Here is an 18,377-nt window from a genome sequence, read left to right as displayed (position 1 = left end):
TGCTGTCGATGCGAGGTTCGAAGGCGTGCCGAACCTATTTCCGTGCGAGGGTTCCGTCATGGCGCCGGGTCCCATTACCCGCAATCCTGGAGTGATCGAGTGGTTCTCACCGCCGACAGCACATGGGAGCTGGTCGAGGCGCGCGCCGCGGCCTCGCCGGACGGCCTGGCCGTCATCGACGAGCACCGGCGGCATCTGACGTTTCGCGAGCTACGCGACCGCGCCGAGGCGGCCGCCGTGCGCCTGCGCGCGCTCGGCGTCGGGCCGGGCTCGGTCGTGTCGTGGCAACTGCCCAACACGATCGACACGGTCGTGGTCTGCCTCGCGCTGGCCCGACTCGGTGCGGTGCAGAACCCGCTGATCATGATGCTGCGCGAGCGGGAGATCACCTTTGTCTGCCGGCAGGCCGGCAGCGAGCTGCTGTTGGTCCCGAGCGCCTTCCGCGGCGTCGACCATGCGGCACTGGCGCGGACGGCCGCCGCGGCGGTGCCCGGTCTGGCCGTGCACGTCGTCGACACCGCCTCGCCCGTGGACACCGCGCCGCGGGACATCTCGCCGGGGGAGGCCGTGCCGGGCGTGGCCGTGCCGGGGGAGGTCTCGCCCGGACGGGGCTCGGGCGGGGCCGCCGTCTCGTCGACCGAGCCTGTCGTGCCCGTGCGGTGGATCTTCTACACCTCGGGGACAACCTCGGATCCGAAGGGGGCCCGGCACACCGACCAGGGCCTGCTGGCCGCCTCGGCGACGTTCTGCGACCATCTCGCCGTCGTCCCCACGGACCGACTGCCGATCCTGCTGCCGATCTCCCACATCGGTGGAATCACGCACCTGCTCACCGGCCTGCAGACCGGCTGTGGCGTGATCGTGAGTCGTGGTTTCGATCCGGCGTCCACACCGGACGCCCTCGCGGCGGCGGGGGTGACGCTCGTCGGGGCGGGCACGCAGATGCTGCAGGCCTACCTGGCGCGCCAGCGTCGCCAGCCGGCCGTACCGCTGTTCCCGTTGGCCCGGGCGGCACTGTGCGGGGGCGCGGGCCGGCCGGAGGCGCTGCACTTCGAGGTCAAGGAGCTGCTCGGCGGCGTCGGGGTGATCTCCGGGTACGGCCTGACCGAGTGCCCCTTCGTCACCTGGGGTCGCCACGACGACACCGACTCCCAGCATGCGAGCACCGAGGGCTGCGCGGGTCTCGACGTCGAGATCGTCGTCATGCTCGACGACGCCACGCCCGCGGCCGCCGGGGAGGTCGGCGAGATCCGGGTGCGCGGCCCGCAGCTCATGGTCGGCTACGTCGACGCCGCCGCGGACCGGGACGCCTTCGACGCCAAGGGCTTCCTGCGCACCGGCGACCTCGGCACCCTCGACGAGGACGGCTACCTGCGCATCACCGGACGGATCAAGGACGTCATCATCCGCAAGGGCGAGAACGTCTCCGCCCGGGAACTGGAGGAGCTGCTCCTCGGCCATCCGGCGGTGGGCGAGGTGGCCGTCGTCGGCCTGCCCGATGCCTCCTCCGGCGAGCGGGTGTGCGCCGTGGTGGTGCCCGCCGACCCGGCCGACCCGCCGGATCTGGCCACCCTCTGCGCCCACCTGCGCGCGCAGGGGCTGAACAATCGCAAGCTTCCCGAGCAGCTCGAGCTCGTGCCCGAGCTGCCGCGTAATGCCATGGGAAAGGTCGTGAAGCGCGACCTGACCGCCCGTTTCGCGCACTGAATGTCGTGCGGCCGAAGGCGATTGCATCGACAGCCTATCGACATCGTCGGCTCATTACCTTTTCGACGCCGTCGTCGGCGCATGCGTAGGTCGCCGAGACTCGGAGGGAACGGGGCAGCCATGAGCGTCACCGCCACCAGGGACGACAACGTGCTCGCGGGGACCCTGGGCGGCTGGCTGCGTCGGGCGCTGGAGCGGCCGTCACTGGAGGTCGCGGGGCTGTCCAGGCCGAAAGCGGGCACGTCCAACGAAACCGTGATCGTCACCGTGCGATGGGACGACGACGGCCAGCGACGCGACGAGCGCCTGGTGATCCGTATCCAGCCGACCGGGCGTCAGTTGTTCCAGCATCCGGACACCATCGGCGAGGGCCGCGTCCTGCGGGCCATCGCTGCGGCCGCACCGGTGTCCGTGCCCGCGCCAATGTCCGTGCCCGCGCCAATGTCCGTGCCCGCGTCGGTGCCAGTGCCCGCGTCGGTGTCGGTACCCGCGTCGGTGTCGGTGCCGGTGCCGCGGGTGCTCGCCTTCGAGCCGGATGCCGCGGTGGTCGGCTCGCCGTTCTTTGTGATGAGCCACGTCCCGGGCCGGGTGCTCTCGGACATCCCGAGCTGCCACGCGGCCGGCTGGCTGCTGGAGTGGACGCCGGCGCAGCGCGCCGCCCTGTGGGACAACGGACTGCGCACCCTCGTCGACGTCGGGCGCATCCCCGTCCACGGCGAGCTGGAGTTCCTCTGGGCACCCGCGCTCGGCCCGACCGGGCTGCAGCAGCTCGTCACCGCGACCCGACACTGGTTCGACTGGGTCCGCGGCGAACGTGAACTCGACGTGCTCAGCCGGGCGATGGAGTACGTCGAAAGCGAGCGTCCCGACCACGACGACCGGACGCTGAGCTGGGGCGACGCCCGGGTCGGCAACATGATGTTCGCGCCCGACGGGACGGTCGCCGCCGTCCTCGACTGGGAGACCCCCGCGGTCGGCCCGCCCGAGGTCGACCTCGGCTGGTGGCTGATGATGGACGAGTTCTACAGCCATGGCCTGGGCTCGCCGCCGTTGCCCGGGGTGCCGGACGAGGACGCCCAGATCGCCCGCTGGGAGGGGCTGGTCGGCCGTCCCGCCCGGGAGCTGGCCTACTACAAGCTGCTGGCGGCGTTGCGGTTCGCCATCGTCTGCGCCCGCTCGACCGACATCTCGATCGCCCGCGGCGTGGCCCGCCCGGACACCGCCATGCACATCCGCAACCCGGCGGGCCTGCTGCTCTACCGCTGGCTGGGCGAACCGGAACCGGACCTGGCCCCCGAGTTCACCGCGATGATGTCCCGCTTCGCCCGCAAACGGGCCGACCGGGCGGGCTGAACGAGCCGGGCGGGCTGACCGAGCGGGGTGGGCTGGACGAGCGGGGTGGGCTGGACGAGCGGGGTGGGGTGGACGAGGGGTGGACTGGACGAGCCGAGGGGAGCAGCGTCGGTGAGCGATGCCCTGCGCGCGCAGACGGTGTCGATGCGGGGAGCCGGGGACGACGACATCGAGGCCTACCTCGCCGAGCCGCTCGACGGGTCACCCGCGGGCGGCGTCGTCGTGATCCACCACATGCCGGGCTACGACGAGTCGACGAAGGAGATCACCCGCAGGTTCGCCGCCCACGGCTACCTCGCCGTCTGCCCGAACCTGTACTCACGGGAGGCTCCCGGCGCCAGCCCCGGGGACGCCGCCGCCCTCGCGCGGGCCCGCGGCGGCGTCCCCGACGATCGGCTCGTCGGGGACGTCGACGCGGCGGTGCGCCTGCTGCGGTCGTCGCCGTCGTCCAACGGCAAGGTGGCGGTGATCGGCTTCTGCTCGGGTGGGCGCCAGGCGTTCCTCGCCGCGTGCAGCCTCGATCTGGACGCCGCCGTCGACTGCTACGGCGCCTACGTCGTCGCCACGCCGCCGGAGGATTCCGTGCTGCGCGGGGTCCGGCCGATCGTCGACCTGGCGGGAAGGCTGTCCTGCCCGCTGCTCGGCCTGTTCGGCGACGACGACCGGATGCCCTCACCGGCCGAGGTCGCCGCCCTCGCCGCGGCGCTCACCGAGCACGGCAGGACCTTCGAGTTCCACAGCTTCCCCGCCGCCGGCCACGCGTTCCTCGCGACGGACCGCGACGCCTACCGGCCCGCCGCGGCCAGGGCGGCCTGGCCGCGGATCTGGACGTTCCTGCGCGCCCACCTCACCGGCTGACCTCGCGGCGAGTCCACACGTCCCGAGTGTCATTAGTCAGCTTTTTGGCGGCGGCGCCGGCGAACGGCACCCGGACTCGGTGATCCGGTGTGTGCGAGTCGATTCTCCGCCGCCGGGCTTCCGCATAGTCGGACCGAGTCGACAGCTCACCTGGCCGGGCCCCGACGCCTCGCGTCCGAACGGCGGCCGAGGGCGCCTGTGCCGCCATCCCGCCCGCGCCGCACGCCCGCCGGGTCGAGGGCCGGCCGGTTTCTCGCCCTTCCCCCGGCGACATCGTCCGCCCATCGCGAGCCCGGCTCGAACGCACGGCGAACGTCGTGCGAGTACACTTGCGAACGCCGGCTCCGGGCGGCGCTGGTGGACAGGTGTGCTCTTCGCTCCTGAATCCGTGCGCTGTCTGCACCAGGTTTCTGTCGACTGCTGTGGCGTACGGTCGCGCCGCAGATCTCGGCCTGGTCGCGGAGGAGTCCGCGTGCGCTCTCGCATGTCACATGTCGGAGAAATCTTCGGTAAGGAGACCCTGATCGCGCGGTGCGATCAGTTGTCTGCCGATCCTGTTCTGCGGTATCCACGGGAACGCGGCAGCAGCTGAGAGAGAAATAACCACATTCGGCGCTCGGTGCCGTGACGAGCTTCTTTGGCTCGCTCGATCTCCGGGTCGGTCGATGTCCGCAGGCTGCCCAAATTCTGGTGCATCCGCGGGCTTCGGGCGCCCGCATTGTCGAGCGGGGTTGAAACGCGCGCTGACAATATCGCTGGAGCTTCCTCGGTGAAGTGCCGGGTGCGGCCGACGAAACACCATCTTCATGAGACCGTTACTCGGTCTTATCGCGGTAGATCTTGCTTGACGTCGCTCTTTTCTCGCTGCTAACTTCCGCCCATGATTATTCAGGGAATGGCGAGCGGCGTGAATCGCTCGGTTCGGGGGGACTGTCAGTGAGTTCTTTGGGGGGATGGTCGGTAAGAACGACGCGCCGCCCGGCACGGGTCGCCGTCGCGGTCGGTGTCGCGAGCGTGTTCGCGCTGGCGGCCTGCTCGAGCTCGGGGGGCTCGAGTGCCGACGCCGGCGGCAAGAGCAGTGCGACGCCGGCGGCGCCCGCGACGCCTGCCACGCACGTCGTGACGGATCTGTCGGGTGCGACGGTGACGGTGCCGACGACGGTCAACCGCATCGCCGAGCAGTTCCCGGCGCATGTCGTGGCCGACATCATGCTCGGGGTCGGCGACAAGCTGGTCGCGATCCCGCAGAACGTCAGCACGATCCCGTTCCTGCGGACCGTGCAGCCGTCGATCACGAAGGTGCCGCAGCTGTTCCACAGCGGCAACGTGAACATGGAGCAGCTGCTCGCCCAGAAGCCGGACGTGGTCTCCGCCATCTCCGGGGGTGACACGGTGAAGCCGTTCCAGGCCGCGGGGATCCCGGCGGTCACCATGTTCTTCCCGAAGTACGCGCAGCTCCAGCAGTCGACCACCGTCGCCGGGGAGACCTACGGTGGCGCCGCGGTGGCCAGGGCGAAGGCGTACAACGCCTACTTCGACAAGGTCGACAGCACCCTGACGTCGCGGCTGGCGAAGGCGGCGACCAAGCCGACCGTGGTGTACATCGAGGCGTACACCGGCAACAACATCGTGGTCCAGGGCGGATCGTCGCTGATCGACCAGTGGATCACGAAGGCCGGCGGGACGGACGCGGCGAAGGGGATCAGCGGTGGTCGCGTCAACGTGACCATGGAACAGCTGTTGCAGTGGAACCCGGACAACCTGATCATCCAGACGCCGGGCGGTGACCAGGGCCTGGCCGCCGACACCGGCGCCTCGGTGCTGGCGGGCCTGTCGAAGATCAGCGGCTGGAGCGATTTGAAGGCGGTCAAGTCGGACAAGGTGTTCATCGACCCCAGCGGGTTGTACGCGTGGGGCCAGTACACCGTCGAACAGGCTCTGCAGCTGCAGTGGGTGGCGAAGGTCCTCAACCCGTCGCTGTTCGCCGACGTCGACCTCCGGTCGGTCACCCGCGACTTCTACAAGAACCACTTCGGGTACACGCCGTCGGACACCCAGCTCAACACCATCCTGCAGACCACCTCGCCAGACGGCATCGCCACCGCGAAGAACGCCATCTCCTGAGCGCTGGTTGAACCAAGGCAGGACCGGGCTGGGACCGCCGAACGGCTGATCGGCTGAGCGGCATCCCCTGGCGAGCTCGGCGAAGGCGACCGACACCCGCAGTCGCGGAGCGGCCTCCTCGCCGAGCTCGTCCCGGTTCCGACCCCAAAGCGTGTCCGCACCTGAGCCACCGAGGCCATCTGGGACGCCGAGGCCATCTGGGACGCCGAGGCCGTGGCCGACGGCTTGCCGGCTGCCGTCCCGGCCACTGCCGTAGCCGGTCGGGACGGCAGCCTCGGCGGTCGGCGGTCGGCGGTCGGCGGTCGGCGTGGCGGCCGAGGCGGCCCGCCGCCGGGCGATCCGTGGTCCCGCGAGCCCGCCGAGCCAGACGAAGCCGCCGATCAACGGCTCGACCAAGGGGCTCGGCCAAGCGGCTCGGCCGGTCGCGACGGGTGGGCGGCCGGTCAGTGACACGTGTCGCGGCGCTGGCGCGGTGGCCGACGCTGCCGGCCGATCAGACCTGGAGCCGCTGCCTCCAGCTCCTGCTGGTCTCCAGAGCCGGTAGCCACCGGATCGCCCATCGAAGCGGACCGTGCTCGCTCGTTGGATCTTGGGCTCGGGAGTGAAGAGCACCGATCTTTGAGGCGGGATCCGGGAAGCTTTCGATCATCCCGGCGACCATGATCCAGCCGGAGAGTCTGTGGAGCGCGCCACAAATTTTCTATGGGAAAAGTGTGGATTTGATCAATGATCAAGCCTCTGACCTGCGACGATGCTCCCGCGATAGGACTCGAACCTATAACCTGCCGGTTAACAGCCGGCTGCTCTGCCAATTGAGCTACGCGGGATCGGATGCTCTTCGCATCTGACACGGTGAGCTTACCTGAGGTTCGGATGGTCTTGGACGGAGGGGTGGACGCCGACTCGGCTCCACGACGCCGGCCGGCCCGGCGCTGATCCGCGAGCACGTCCGACAGCGGTCCCTGTGGCCGGGCGGGCGGCCAGGCGGGGAGCGAGTCCATGGACCAGAGTGCCTGTCCACTTGTGATCAAGAAGTGGTGTGTGGGCGGTGCCGTGTCGGCGGGTGCCCGCCTTTGGTCGCGTCGGCAAGTGCAGGAGGCCGACCGGTTCACGGATGAACCGTGCCGCGGTCCGGGCGCGTAGTACCGATCGGGGTGCGGACACTCGGACCGTGCCCTGGCAGCCGCCAGGATGGCGGTGTGCCGCGGCTCGGTGAACGGGCGATGGGGGCGTACCGATGCGCAGGGTGCGGGGCCGTGGACAAGCCGGTGATGGTGAAGGCACAGCCCGGATCGTCGCCACCGGCGACGCGGGCGGGGCACGGCTGGTCGTGGGCGCCGTTGCGGTGAAGGGTGCGCCGGTGGTCGGGGATGCGCCGATGGTGAAGGGCGCGCCGGTGGTCGTGGGTGCGCCGGTGGTCGGGGGCGCGCCGATGGCCGGGCGGATTCCGACAGGGGAGGGCGACGCGGAGGCGGCGGTGCGGGTCGGGCCAGGTGCGTTTCCGACCGTCGGCGCCGCGCTACGGGCGCTGCCGGCCGGCGGGATGGTGTCGATCGCCCCCGGCCGCTACCCGGAACAGCTCGTCCTCGACCGGGCGGTTCGCCTCGTTGCCGCAAGCGGCCCGGGGACGGTGTGGCTGGCCGGAGTCGGACCGCTGATCGTGCGCGCGCCTGTCGTGATGGACGGCCTCGGCCTGGCCGGCGCCGACCCCGCCGCCGCCACGCTGCTCGTCACCGCCGGCGTCGCCGAGCTGGCGGACTGCGACATCGTCGGCGGCCGGGTCGAGATCGCCGGCGGCTCCGCCCACCTGCGCGGCTGCCGGATCGCCGGAGCCGACCTGGCCGGGCTGCACGTCCTCGGTGACGGGCGGGCGACTCTCACGGGCTGCGTCGTCGAGAGCGTGGCGGGCACGGGTGTGGTGGCGGCTGGTGAGGCTGTCGTGGACCTGGTCGACTCGCGGGTGAGCCGGGTGAGGGGTTCCGGACTTCGGCTGCGGGGCCGCGCGACGCTGTGGGCGCGCAACTGTGAGATCAGCCGGTCCGGACGCAGCGGCCTGCTGGTCGAGGAGGACTGCGCCGCGATGTTGGAGGGCTGCCTGTTCCTGAACCCCGGCAGGGAGGGGATCCGGCTGCTGGGTCCGCCCGCGGATGCCGGCGCGTCGGCGGCGGACCCCGGCAGTTCCGGAGATGCCGGCAGTTCCGGAGATGCCGGCAGTTCCGGAGACGGCGACGGTTCCGGAGACGCCGACGCGGCCGGGGATGAGCGGGGGGCCGGGGTGCGGCTGGTCGCCTGCGAGATCGTCCAGGCCGGCGCCGACGGCCTGCTGCTCGAGGGAGCCGCCCGCGCCAGCCTCGTCCGATGCCGGATCCGGCGAACCGCCCTGGCGGGAGTGGTCGCCCTCGGGCACGCCGAGTTGCGCCTCGACTCGTGCGACATCGACGCGGCCGGCACCAGCGGGCTGGTTGCCCGCGGCAAGGCGTCGCTGCACGGCGTGGGGGGAGCGGTTCGCGGTTGCGCGGCGAACGGGGTGTTCCTCACCGACGGCGCGCGGGCCGTCCTGGCCGGCCTCACCGTCGAGACCAGCGGCTACAGCAACGTCCACCTCGGCGCGGACGCCTACGGCGAGCTGTCCGGCGGCCGGCTGCGCGGGACCCCCGAGCATGGCCTGCACGTCGCCGGTGCGGCCGTGGCGCGGCTGCGCGGCGTCTCGGTCGCCGGCAGCGCGATGTCCGGCATCCAGACGGAGGGCACGGCGGCCCTGACAGCCGACGACTGCGAGCTCGACGGCAATGCGAACGGTCTCGCCGTGGCCGCCGGCACGTCGGCCGTGTGCACGGGCTGCCGCATCACCGGCGGTTCCGGGGCCGGCGTGCAGATCGGTACCGATGCCGAGGCCACCTTGCGTACCTGCCGGGTCGAACGAACCGGCGCGGCCGGGGTGGTGCTGGCCCAGCGGGCCCGCGCCCGGCTCGAGGACTGCGAGATCGTGGAGACCGGCGGCTCGGCCCTGGTGATCTGGACCGGTGCCAGCCCCGTGGTGCGATCGACGCGGCTGCGGCGGCCGGCGAAGAACGGCCTGTTCGTCGGCGACGGCGCCGCGGGCACCTTCGAGGACTGCGAGATCGCCGGCTCCGGCCTGCCGGCCGTGCACGTGGGCGACGGCGCCCGCCCGCGGCTGGTCGGCTGTCGCATCCTGGACTGCGAGGCGGACCTGAGTCTCGCCGAGGGCGCCGAGCCGGAGTTCGCGCGGTGCGAGGTCCGTGACGTACGCCAGGTGCGCCTGCCGGGCGCGACGGGTGCCGGGGGCGGGTCGCCCGACGCGGCGGTCGGCACGGGTCCCGCCGCTGTGGGCGCCCCGACAGACCCGGACCGGCGCGGACGGCGCGGCGCGGCGCGGGAGCGACCGACTGCGAGCCTGGCGGACCTGCTGGGCGAGCTGGCCGGGCTGGTCGGCCTGGAGCGGGTCAAGCAGGACGTCGGCGCGCAGGTCAAACTCATGCGAACCGTCCGGCGCCGCCAGGAGGCCGGCCTTCCCGCGCCGCCGCTGAGCCGGCATCTGGTGTTCGCCGGAAACCCGGGCACCGGGAAGACGACCGTGGCCCGGCTGTACGGTCGGCTCCTCGCGGCGCTCGGCATACTCGAACGCGGCCATCTCGTCGAGGCCGACCGCTCGGACATGGTGGGCGAGTATGTGGGCCACACGGCGCCGAAGACCCAGGCGATCTTCCGACGGGCGCTGGGCGGCGTGTTGTTCGTCGACGAGGCCTACTCCCTGGTTCCGCCCGGCCTCGGCAACGATTTCGGCCAGGAGGCGATCGCCACGCTGGTCAAGCTGATGGAGGACCACCGCGATCGGGTCGTCGTCATCGTGGCCGGATATCCGGCGGAGATGACGCGGTTCGTCACCTCGAACCCCGGGCTGGCCTCCCGGTTCTCCCGCGTCATCCCCTTCGAGGACTACACCTGCGCGGAACTCACCCAGATCGTGGCCGGCCAGTGCCGCCAGCACGAGTACGAGCTGCCCGCCCCCACCGTCGCCGCACTGGACTCCTACTTCGCGGCGCTGCCCCGCAACCGCGGCTTCGGCAACGGCCGGCTCGCCCGTCAGGTGTTTCAGCAGATGACGGAGAACCAGGCGCAGCGGGTGGCGGAGCTCGCGGTACCGACGACCGAGGACCTGCTGCGGTTGGATTCCGTCGACCTGCCCGAGCTCGGTGCCGGGAGCTGACCGGGCCGGTCGCCGGACCAGCGGGAGCTCGGCTCCGCGGGGGACCGCGCTGGCCACCTGAGGTTCATGCTGACCTGGCCGTGGGGTAGTAATCATTGCGGCGGCACAACGCCGGCCGGCCGGCGGCCATCCGCCAGCACGTCCATCGGTCTCCCGGGAGGCAACATGCGCATCAGGCCCAGCGTCGTCATCGCACTCGGCCTCGGGTACGTCCTGGGGTCCCGAGGCGGACGCGAGCACTACGACGTGATCATGCGACAGCTTCGGGAGGTTCGGGAACGCCCAGAGGTGCAGAGCGCCGCCGGCGTCGTGTCCGCGCAGGCAGGGACGGTCTTCCACCGGGTCCGCGGCCTGTTCGCCGGGGAGGTCGAGCCGTCCGGAACCCGCCCGTTCCGTCCGGTGGCGGCGCACAGCTCGAACGGTGTCAGCTCCGTCGGCGCCCATTGAGGACCGGCGGCGCCGCCGTCGCATCGTCCCGGGACCGGATTGGCAGCCGGTGTCCCGTCGTCTCCTCTCGGATGGTCTCACCGTTGGACGGCGTCGCCGCCGGGTGGTGTCCCCGTTGGGCGTTGTTCCCGTCGGGTGGTGTCGCCGCCGGATGGTTCGGTCGTCGCCGCTCCCGGCGGGTCGACCCGGGGGAGCGTGCGGGCGCGACGGATCGGAGCACCCCATGGCGATGAAGCCGGCCAGGTCGGCGCGGGCACGGGCGGCGGGGCCGGGGCGAGCGGGCGGCCCCGCGCCGGCGGAGGTTCCCGGTGGGGTGCCGCCGGCGCTCGCCGCCCTGGTGGACCTGCTGGGCCGGCGCTTCGCCCTCGGCCTCTACTGGCACCTGCGGGGCGGCTCGCTGCCGTTTCGCACGCTGGCGGCCCGGCTGGACGCCCCCGAGGCGCAGCTCGTCCAGCGGCTGCGGGAGTTGCGGGAGGCCGGCCTGGTCGAGGTGGACGAGGTCGGCGAGTACCGGCTGACCACCCACGGTCGGCGCCTGCAGGGCGTGCTCGAGCCCCTGGCCACCTGGGCGGCGGACTGGGCGGCGCTCAGCCCGCGCCAGCGCAGCCCGCGCGGCGCCTCCACCCGCGGCCACGACGAGCCCTGAGTGCGCGTGGGCGGACTCTTGTCCCGACATCACGGGATGTCTACCGTCAATGAACGGAGCGTGATTTCGAGATCACAGGTTGTCTTTTGCTGATCTTAAGAATCCTTTAGGCCCCGAGAGATGTGCTGGTCACCGTCGAACCTGGTGCCGACGAGCACCGGAGCGCGACCTGATGGATCCGAGCTTCACCCGGCGGAGGTAACCCCGACCTCCGGTGGGTCTCCCTAGCCCGGGTCGCGGCCCGTCCCAGCCGCGACCCGGGCTCATCAGTTCTGGCCAGCTCCCTCAGCTCGTGAGATCGGGCCAGCTCCCTCAGTCCGGGCCAGCTCCCGGAGCCGGTGAGCCGAGTCCGGGAGCGCGGCGGCCGCCGTTCAGCCGGCGGCGAGACGATCCCGGGCCGCGGCGATCCGACGGCGGGTGGCCTCCCGGCCGAACACCTCGAGCGACTCGAACAGCGGCAGCCCCACGGTGCGCCCAGTGACCGCGACCCGCACCGGCGCCTGCGCCTTGGCCAGCTTCAGGCCGTGGCGCTCGCCGAGCTCGGCCAGCGTCGCCTTCAGCGTCTCGGCGTCCCACTCGATCTTGCCGAACACGTCGTGGACGTCGGCGAGCAGCTGCGCCGCCGGCCCCTTCATCGCCTTCGCCCAGGCCGCGTCGTCCACCGGCGCCGCCGGCAGGAACAGGAAGTCGACCATCGGCACGATCTCCGCCAGCACCGACACCCGGGACTGGGCGAGCCCGGCGACGGCGGCGAACGTGCCGGCGTCGAAGGCGTCGGCCGCCCACGGCGCCGCCGGGGGAGCCAGCCACGGCTCGACCGCCGCGATGAACTCCTCGACGCTCAGCGCCCGGATGTACTCCCCGTTGAACGCCCGCAGCTTCTTCTCGTCGAAGAACGCCGGGGACGGCTTCACGTCGGCCAGGTCGAACGTCGACTCGATCGTCTCCCACGGCACGATCTCGTCGTCGCCCGACGGCGCCCAGCCGAGCAGCATCAGGTAGTTCTTCATCGCGCCGGGCAGGTAGCCCTCGTCCCGGTAGGACTCCAGCGCCACCTTGTCCCGCCGCTTGGACAGCTTCTGCCGCTTCTCGTTGACGATGACCGGCACGTGCGCCCACACCGGCGGCTCGGCGGCGCCGAGCGCGGCCCACAGCAGCTGCTGCTTGGGCGTGTTGGACAGGTGCTCCTCGCCCCGGATGACGTGGGTGATCCCCATCTCCAGGTCGTCGACGACGTTGGCGAGCAGGAACACCGCCGAGCCGTCCGCCCGCGCGATCACGAAGTCCTCGATGGTGTCGTTCGGGAACTCCGGGGTCCCGCGGATCAGGTCGTGCACCGTCGTCACGCCGTCGTCGGGAGTGCGAAAGCGCAGCGCGCGGCCGGGACCGGGCTCCAGCCCGCGGTCGCGGCAGAAACCGTCGTAGCCGTGCTGGGCGTTGCCCGTGCGCTCCGCCAGCGCCTCGCGGGTGCAGTCGCAGAAGTACGCCAGCCCCGCCTCCCGCAGGCGGACCGCGGCCGCCCGATGCCGGTCCGCGCGAGAGGACTGCAGCACCGGGCCCTCGTACCGGCCGGGGCTGATCCCGAGCCAGTCCAGCGCACTGATGATGCCGTCGGTCCACTCTGGCCGGTTGCGCGAGGCGTCGGTGTCCTCGACGCGCAGCACGAAGTCGCCGCCCGCGCGCAGCGCCACCAGCCAGTTGAACAGCGCCGAACGCGCCCCACCCACATGGAAGATGCCGGTGGGAGACGGCGCGAATCGAACCCGTACCCGCCCAGATCCCATGCGGGGCAGCGTACAGGGATCGCGTGGGGCCGACGGAGCGCCGCGGTGGCGCCGTCGTCGGCCGCATCCGCCGGCAGGTGGCCATCCCGGGCGCGCCGCGGCGGCCGGTACCCCGAACGGGCGGCGGGTGGCTCGCTGCCCGGGTGGTCGGCTACGCGGCCTAGTCGCCGAGGAGGTCGAGGGGGGTGGTGGGTTGGTGGGGGGTGTGGGGGGTGGTGGTGAGGTGGTGGCGCCAGAGGGTTTCGGCGGCGTCGGGGTCGTGGTTGGTGAGGTGGGTGAGGAGTTGGTGGTGGGTGGTGTGTTGGTGGCGCAGGGTGGTGAGGTCGGGGGTGGGGGTGTCGGGGGTGGGGGTGGTGGCGTCGAGGATGTGGCGGAGCATGCTGCTGATCATGGTGAGGGTGTGGTTGGCGGGGGTGGTGAGCAGGAGGGTGTGGAAGTTGAGGTGGTGGGTGTGGATGTCGGTGGGGTTGGGGTGGGGGGTGGCGAGGGCGTGGTCGGTGGTGGTGAGGTGGGTGGTGAGGTGGGTGAGGTGGGTGTCGGTGGCGGTGGTGGCGAGTAGGCGGATGGCGGCGGGTTCGAGGTGGGTGTGGGCGGTGTGGATGTCGGCGAGGGTGGTGTGTTGGTGTTCGAGGACGAGGGCGGTGTAGCGGGCGGCGACGTGGCCGTTGGGGGTGTGGACGCGGGCGCCGCCGTGGGCGCCGCGGCGGACGCTGATGAGGGCTTCGGATTCGAGGACGCGGAAGGCTTCGCGCAGGGTGGGGCGGGAGACGCCGAACTGTTCCATGAGGACGGCTTCGGGGGGCAGGGCGTCGCCTTCGTGGAGTTCGCCGCGGACGATCTGGCGGCGTAGGTGGGCGGCGACGAGTTCGGCGGTCTTCGGAACGCGGACATGCTGCCCGATGCGGATGGCGGCGGTGTGCGCGGGCGCGGCGGTGCGCGCGGGTGCGGCGATGTCCGGGCGCGGGGCGATGTCCGGGGGCGTGGCGATGTCCGGGGGCGTGGTGGATGCCCGCCGCCCGCGCCGGCTCGCGGCGGCGCCCTTACGCGGCGGGCTGCCCCGGCCCGGCGTCGCGGCCCGGGTGGAGGTCGCGGGCCGTCCCGGGCGTGCGGCTCCCGCCGGCGCCGGGGAGCCGTCCGACGCGGCGAGGCCGCTCGGCGGGGCGGATCGGTCCGACGGTTCGGTCCGGGGCGCAGCCGTGGCCGATGCCCCCACGGGGACAGGTCGGTCGGTCCGGGCGCGGGGCGGTGGGATCACGGTCATGGGTGCACCTTTCCGGGGCGGGGTTTCGGTCACCGGGGGTGGATTCGGGCGGGCGGTGGATCTGGCGGGGCGGGCTGCGGGTGAACTGCGGTATCGGTCGGGCGTCGTCATCCAGGGGGCGTCGGCGTCGGTCCGGTGCCGCCGGCCGGATGCGCGGTGCGTCGCGGACGGGCCGCATTCCCGCCGGTCGTCGCCGCGCGGCGGTAGGTGGGGTGCACCGTCGCCGGGTGCGTGACCGACGCCGTGAACGGCAGACGGGCATCGGCGTCGCTCGTCGCCGCACACCCCACGGAGGTGGTGGGAGCCACCGGAGAAGATAAACCGACTACCTGAACCATACACGCGCACCATTGGGAAGATGTTGTCTCCCAAGAATGAAGTGTGGTCTCTTGGTGGAGAGTTCCGAGTGGTGCGCGGCGATCTGGCGCTATCGGGTTCCTGTCAAGTGGTGGGCGCGGTTCTTTGTGATCCGAGCGTGGCCGAGGGAAAGGGATCGGCGTGACGTAAGACGCCGTTTCCGGTCGCCGAGAGCCCGCCGGTCCGCGGAAATGCGCGTCCCGTTCCTCGCCGCGAGCGGAACGCGGACCCGGAGTCGAGATGCGGGTCTGTGTCATCGATGAAACTCGGTGCCAGATGCGTGTCCGGCCGTTGTCTGCTCGGCGGGGGGTGACCAGGGCTGAGGGGACGACCTGGGCGGGTTAACGGAGCCGGTGGGGTGATGTGGCCTGGAGGTCACTGCGGCGAGGGACCTTAGGCCCGAGTAGGCGAACGGGCAGCGAGTCCGTCCGTGCAGCTCCGCGACCTCGGACGGCTCGATCGCATCGGCCCGACACCGCCCGCGACGTCGTCAGTCGACGGCTTCGAACGTGCCGATGCGTTACGTTGGCCGCGCCCGATAAATCCACATGGTCCGTTTTCGGCGTCAAGCGGAGTCTGTGCGGTGTCGGTTGCTTTCGGGATAATTTTGGCTTTCGATGTGACACGTGCTAGATGTGATGGGCTCCGGTCGCTTCAAGGGGGAACACGTGATCGTCGCGCAGGCCGTTCATCAGCATGCGAGTCAGGACCTTCTGTTCGTGGTGGTATCCGTCGGGCTTGCTGCGGTGGGATCATTCGCCGCGCTGGTGAGCGCGATCCGGATCCCGTTGTCCCAGGGTGCGGCCAGGGTTCGCTGGACTCTCGCCGCCGCGCTCTCCCTCGGCGGCGGCGCGATCTGGTCCATGCATTTCATCGGGATGATCGGCTATCGCGTCGACGGGCTCGACCTGCGTTACGACCTGCCGCTCACCGCGGTGTCGCTGGTTCTCGCCGTCGTGGTCTCGGCGCTGGGGCTCACCCTCGTGGCGCGCCGTCCACGGAGTACCGGATGGCTCGCGCTCAGCGGGGTGATCTCCGGCCTGGGAATCGCCGCGATGCACTACACCGGCATGGCCGCGATGCACGTCGGCGGGACCGTGACCTACCGGCCGGGCATCGTCGTGCTGTCCATCCTCATCGCCGTGGCCGCGGCCCTGGCGGCCCTGTGGATCGCCTTCCGGGTGCGCACCGGCCGGCACGTGGTGGCGGCCTCCCTGGTCATGGCGGCGGCGGTCTGCGGCATGCACTACACCGCCATGGCCGCCACCCAGGTCCAGGCCGGGCCGGGGGACTCCGAGGCGGTGGGCACCGACCCGATCTCCCTCGCCCCGATCGTCTGCGTGATCGCCTTCTCGGTGCTTGCGGTGGTGATCTTTACGGCCCTGGGTGGCGTCACCGAGTCCGGTTCGTTCTCGATGGTCCGCGATGGCGGCAGCCGCCACCGCCGCCCGGGCGGCGCGGGCAGGGCGACGGTGGACGGTGCCGCTGGGGGGCCCGCGGGCCGCATCGTGGACGGAGGCGGAGGCGGAGGCGGGGGCGGGGGCGGAGCTGCCGGTCAGTCGCCCCTGCCGGCGGCCTTCGTGAACCCCCGCGGCGACCAGTACCGGCCTGCCCCGCCGGTCCCCGTCTGGAGCCGGCCGTCCACGGGGGAGTCGACGACCCGCTCCGGCTGACGGTGCCGATCCGCGGCCGCCGCGCCCGATCCGGCCGCGTGACGGGGTCGGTCACGGTCGTACGGTGAACCGGTGAGCCTGTTCGACACCGCGGACCTGTTCGGCGGGGACGCCACACCACCGCCGGGTGCCGGGCGCAGCGCCGGCGGCGTGGTCGGCCGCGCCGCCGGCGCTGCGGAAGGCTCGGACGTCGGGGGTACCGGCGGCAGGGACGCCGCTTCTGGCAGTGCTGGGGCCGGCCCGATCCCGCTCGCGGCGCGGCTGCGGCCGCAAACCCTGGACGAGGTCGTCGGCCAGCGCCACCTGCTCGGCGCGGGCAGCCCGCTGCGCCGGCTCGTCGAGGGCGGCGGGACGACCTCGGTGATCCTCTGGGGGCCACCCGGTACGGGGAAGACCACCCTGGCCCACATCGTCTCCCGGGCCACCGGCCGGCGGTTCCGGGAGCTGTCCGCCGTGACGGCAGGGGTGAAGGACGTCCGCGCCGTGATCGACGAGGCCCGCGCCGCCAGCTCGGCCTCCGGCACGCGCACCGTGCTGTTCATCGACGAGGTCCACCGCTTCACCCGCACCCAGCAGGACGCCCTGCTCCCCTCGGTGGAGCTCGGCTGGGTCACCCTGGTCGCGGCCACCACCGAGAACCCGTTCTTCTCGGTGGTCAGTCCGCTGCTGTCCCGGTCGCTCCTGCTCACCCTCGAACCGCTCACCGACGACGACATCCGTGGCGTGCTCGACCGGGCCCTGCACGATCCCCGCGGGTATGCCGACCGGGTGGCGCTGACCGACGAGGCCCGTGAGCACGTTGTCCGCCTCGCCGGCGGGGACGCCCGCCGCGCGCTGACCGTCCTCGAGGCGGGCGCGGAGGCCCTCCTCGCCGACCTCGCCGCGGTGGAGGCGGCGAAGTCGGTCGATCCGGTCGATCCGGTCGATCCGGTCGATCTGGTCGATCTGGTCGAGGGGGTCGGGGCGGCCGACGGCGCCGGCACTGGTCGGCCGGCGGCGCTGCTGGAGGTGGCCGTGCTCGAACAGGCCGTCAACCGGGCCGCCGTGCGCTACGACCGGTCCGGTGACCAGCACTACGACGTGATCAGTGCCTTCATCAAGTCGATGCGCGGCGGCGACGCCGATGCCGCGCTGCACTACCTGGCCCGGATGCTGGAGGCGGGCGAGGACCCGCGGTTCATCGCCCGCCGTATGATCATCCTGGCCAGCGAGGACGTCGGGATGGCCGATCCGGGGGCGCTCGGCGTCGCGGTCGCCGCCGGGCAGGCGCTCGATCTGGTCGGCCTGCCCGAGGCGCGGCTCGCGCTCGCCCAGGCGGTCATCCACCTGGCCCTGGCGCCGAAGTCCAACGCGGTGATCCGGGCGATCGACGCCGCCACCGCCGACGTGCGGGCCGGCCGGGCCGGGCCGGTGCCGGCGCATCTGCGCGACGCCCACTACCGGGGCGCCGCCCGGGCCGGCAGCGGAGCCGGGTACCGCTACCCGCACGACGCCCCCGGTGGCGTCGTCCGCCAGCAGTACCCGCCCGACGGGCTGACGGGCGCGGACTACTACCAGCCCGGCGGCAACGGTTTCGAGCGCCGGGCCACCGAACGCCTGCGCGACCTGCGATCCACCGTGCGGGGCACCCCCGCGGAACCTGCGTCGGACGCGGCGCCACCGGGGCCGGCCGACTGAGCGGCCGCCTGTCGCAACCACCGTTGTGCCGCCTGAGAGACACCCTGGCCACGGGCCCGCGCCCCAGGCCGGGCGACGGGGGTTACCCGAGGCCCCCGCGGCTGCCTCGGTAAGGTCACACGTGGGCGTCACCGGGGTGGCGTCCACGGCGTCCACGGTCACCGCGGTTGCGGACCGCGGGTTTCGCGGCCACCGACGGCCGCGTCCCACGCAGGCCGCGAGCCCTCGTGACCGAGGGCCCTGGTGGCGGACCGCGGCGTGG

Annotated in this window: 11 protein-coding genes and 1 tRNA gene; 9 read left to right on the top strand and 3 right to left on the bottom strand. The window is 72.4% G+C overall.

Translation table 11 applies throughout. From position 1 onward, the window contains the following. The first annotated feature begins 99 nt into the window (after nucleotides 1-99). The 4 genes from FRAAL_RS22985 (at nucleotide 100) to FRAAL_RS22970 (ending at nucleotide 6,042) form a co-directional block, all read left to right on the top strand. Nucleotides 100-1,707, top strand: a complete 1,608-nt coding sequence (locus FRAAL_RS22985) for a class I adenylate-forming enzyme family protein (RefSeq protein WP_011606363.1) — start codon at nucleotides 100-102, stop codon at nucleotides 1,705-1,707. A gap of 120 nt (nucleotides 1,708-1,827) precedes the next feature. Continuing rightward, nucleotides 1,828-3,060 (top strand): phosphotransferase family protein, encoded by a 1,233-nt coding sequence (locus FRAAL_RS22980; protein WP_041939667.1) that lies wholly within the window; start codon nucleotides 1,828-1,830, stop codon nucleotides 3,058-3,060. Nucleotides 3,061-3,171: 111 nt separating this feature from the next. Then, the gene (locus tag FRAAL_RS22975; RefSeq protein WP_041939666.1) at nucleotides 3,172-3,918 is read left to right on the top strand and encodes a dienelactone hydrolase family protein; all 747 of its coding nucleotides are present in this window, start codon (nucleotides 3,172-3,174) and stop codon (nucleotides 3,916-3,918) included. Nucleotides 3,919-4,854: 936 nt separating this feature from the next. Continuing rightward, a complete protein-coding gene (locus FRAAL_RS22970) occupies nucleotides 4,855-6,042 on the top strand; it encodes an ABC transporter substrate-binding protein (RefSeq protein ID WP_231861214.1) in 1,188 nt (395 codons plus the stop codon). Between the two features lie 754 nt (nucleotides 6,043-6,796). Here the strand turns inward: FRAAL_RS22970 and FRAAL_RS22965 are convergent. Continuing rightward, nucleotides 6,797-6,869, bottom strand: a tRNA-Asn gene (locus tag FRAAL_RS22965). 551 nt (nucleotides 6,870-7,420) lie between these two features. On the opposite strand from FRAAL_RS22965, the gene FRAAL_RS22960 reads away from it, so the two are divergent. From FRAAL_RS22960 to FRAAL_RS22950, 3 genes are all read left to right on the top strand, one after another. Further along, entirely contained in the window at nucleotides 7,421-10,270 is a 2,850-nt protein-coding gene (locus FRAAL_RS22960; RefSeq protein WP_162137488.1) for a right-handed parallel beta-helix repeat-containing protein, read from the top strand. A 165-nt stretch (nucleotides 10,271-10,435) separates the two neighbouring features. Continuing rightward, nucleotides 10,436-10,717 (top strand): hypothetical protein, encoded by a 282-nt coding sequence (locus FRAAL_RS22955; RefSeq protein WP_011606354.1) that lies wholly within the window; start codon nucleotides 10,436-10,438, stop codon nucleotides 10,715-10,717. A gap of 223 nt (nucleotides 10,718-10,940) precedes the next feature. Beyond that, a complete protein-coding gene (locus FRAAL_RS22950) occupies nucleotides 10,941-11,363 on the top strand; it encodes a winged helix-turn-helix transcriptional regulator (RefSeq protein ID WP_157892188.1) in 423 nt (140 codons plus the stop codon). Between the two features lie 371 nt (nucleotides 11,364-11,734). On the opposite strand, the gene gltX is transcribed toward FRAAL_RS22950, so the two are convergent. Both gltX and FRAAL_RS22940 read right to left on the bottom strand, forming a co-directional pair. Then, entirely contained in the window at nucleotides 11,735-13,147 is a 1,413-nt protein-coding gene (gene gltX / locus FRAAL_RS22945; RefSeq protein ID WP_011606351.1) for a glutamate--tRNA ligase, read from the bottom strand. A gap of 160 nt (nucleotides 13,148-13,307) precedes the next feature. Then, nucleotides 13,308-14,360, bottom strand: coding sequence for a FadR/GntR family transcriptional regulator (locus FRAAL_RS22940; RefSeq protein WP_011606350.1), 1,053 nt, complete (start codon nucleotides 14,358-14,360; stop codon nucleotides 13,308-13,310). A 1,124-nt stretch (nucleotides 14,361-15,484) separates the two neighbouring features. Between FRAAL_RS22940 and FRAAL_RS22935 the strand changes: the two genes are divergently transcribed. Next, on the top strand, nucleotides 15,485-16,438 hold the full coding sequence (locus FRAAL_RS22935) for an MHYT domain-containing protein (RefSeq protein ID WP_231861212.1): 954 nt from the start codon (nucleotides 15,485-15,487) through the stop codon (nucleotides 16,436-16,438). A gap of 72 nt (nucleotides 16,439-16,510) precedes the next feature. After that, complete coding sequence (locus FRAAL_RS22930; protein WP_011606346.1) at nucleotides 16,511-18,115, top strand: replication-associated recombination protein A; 1,605 nt, start codon at nucleotides 16,511-16,513, stop codon at nucleotides 18,113-18,115. Nucleotides 18,116-18,377 lie beyond the last annotated feature (262 nt).

Source organism: Frankia alni ACN14a, assembly GCF_000058485.1.
Classification (GTDB): domain Bacteria; phylum Actinomycetota; class Actinomycetes; order Frankiales; family Frankiaceae; genus Frankia; species Frankia alni.
This window is presented reverse-complemented; position numbering and strand designations above follow the sequence as displayed.

Coding starts and splice junctions, on each gene's coding strand:
- FRAAL_RS22980 (WP_041939667.1), top strand. CDS start 1,828: ATGAGCGTCACCGCCACCAGGGACGACAACGTGCTCGCGGGGACCCTG.
- FRAAL_RS22960 (WP_162137488.1), top strand. CDS start 7,421: ATGGTGAAGGGCGCGCCGGTGGTCGTGGGTGCGCCGGTGGTCGGGGGC.
- FRAAL_RS22955 (WP_011606354.1), top strand. CDS start 10,436: ATGCGCATCAGGCCCAGCGTCGTCATCGCACTCGGCCTCGGGTACGTC.
- FRAAL_RS22950 (WP_157892188.1), top strand. CDS start 10,941: ATGGCGATGAAGCCGGCCAGGTCGGCGCGGGCACGGGCGGCGGGGCCG.
- gltX (WP_011606351.1), bottom strand. CDS start 13,147: ATGGGATCTGGGCGGGTACGGGTTCGATTCGCGCCGTCTCCCACCGGC.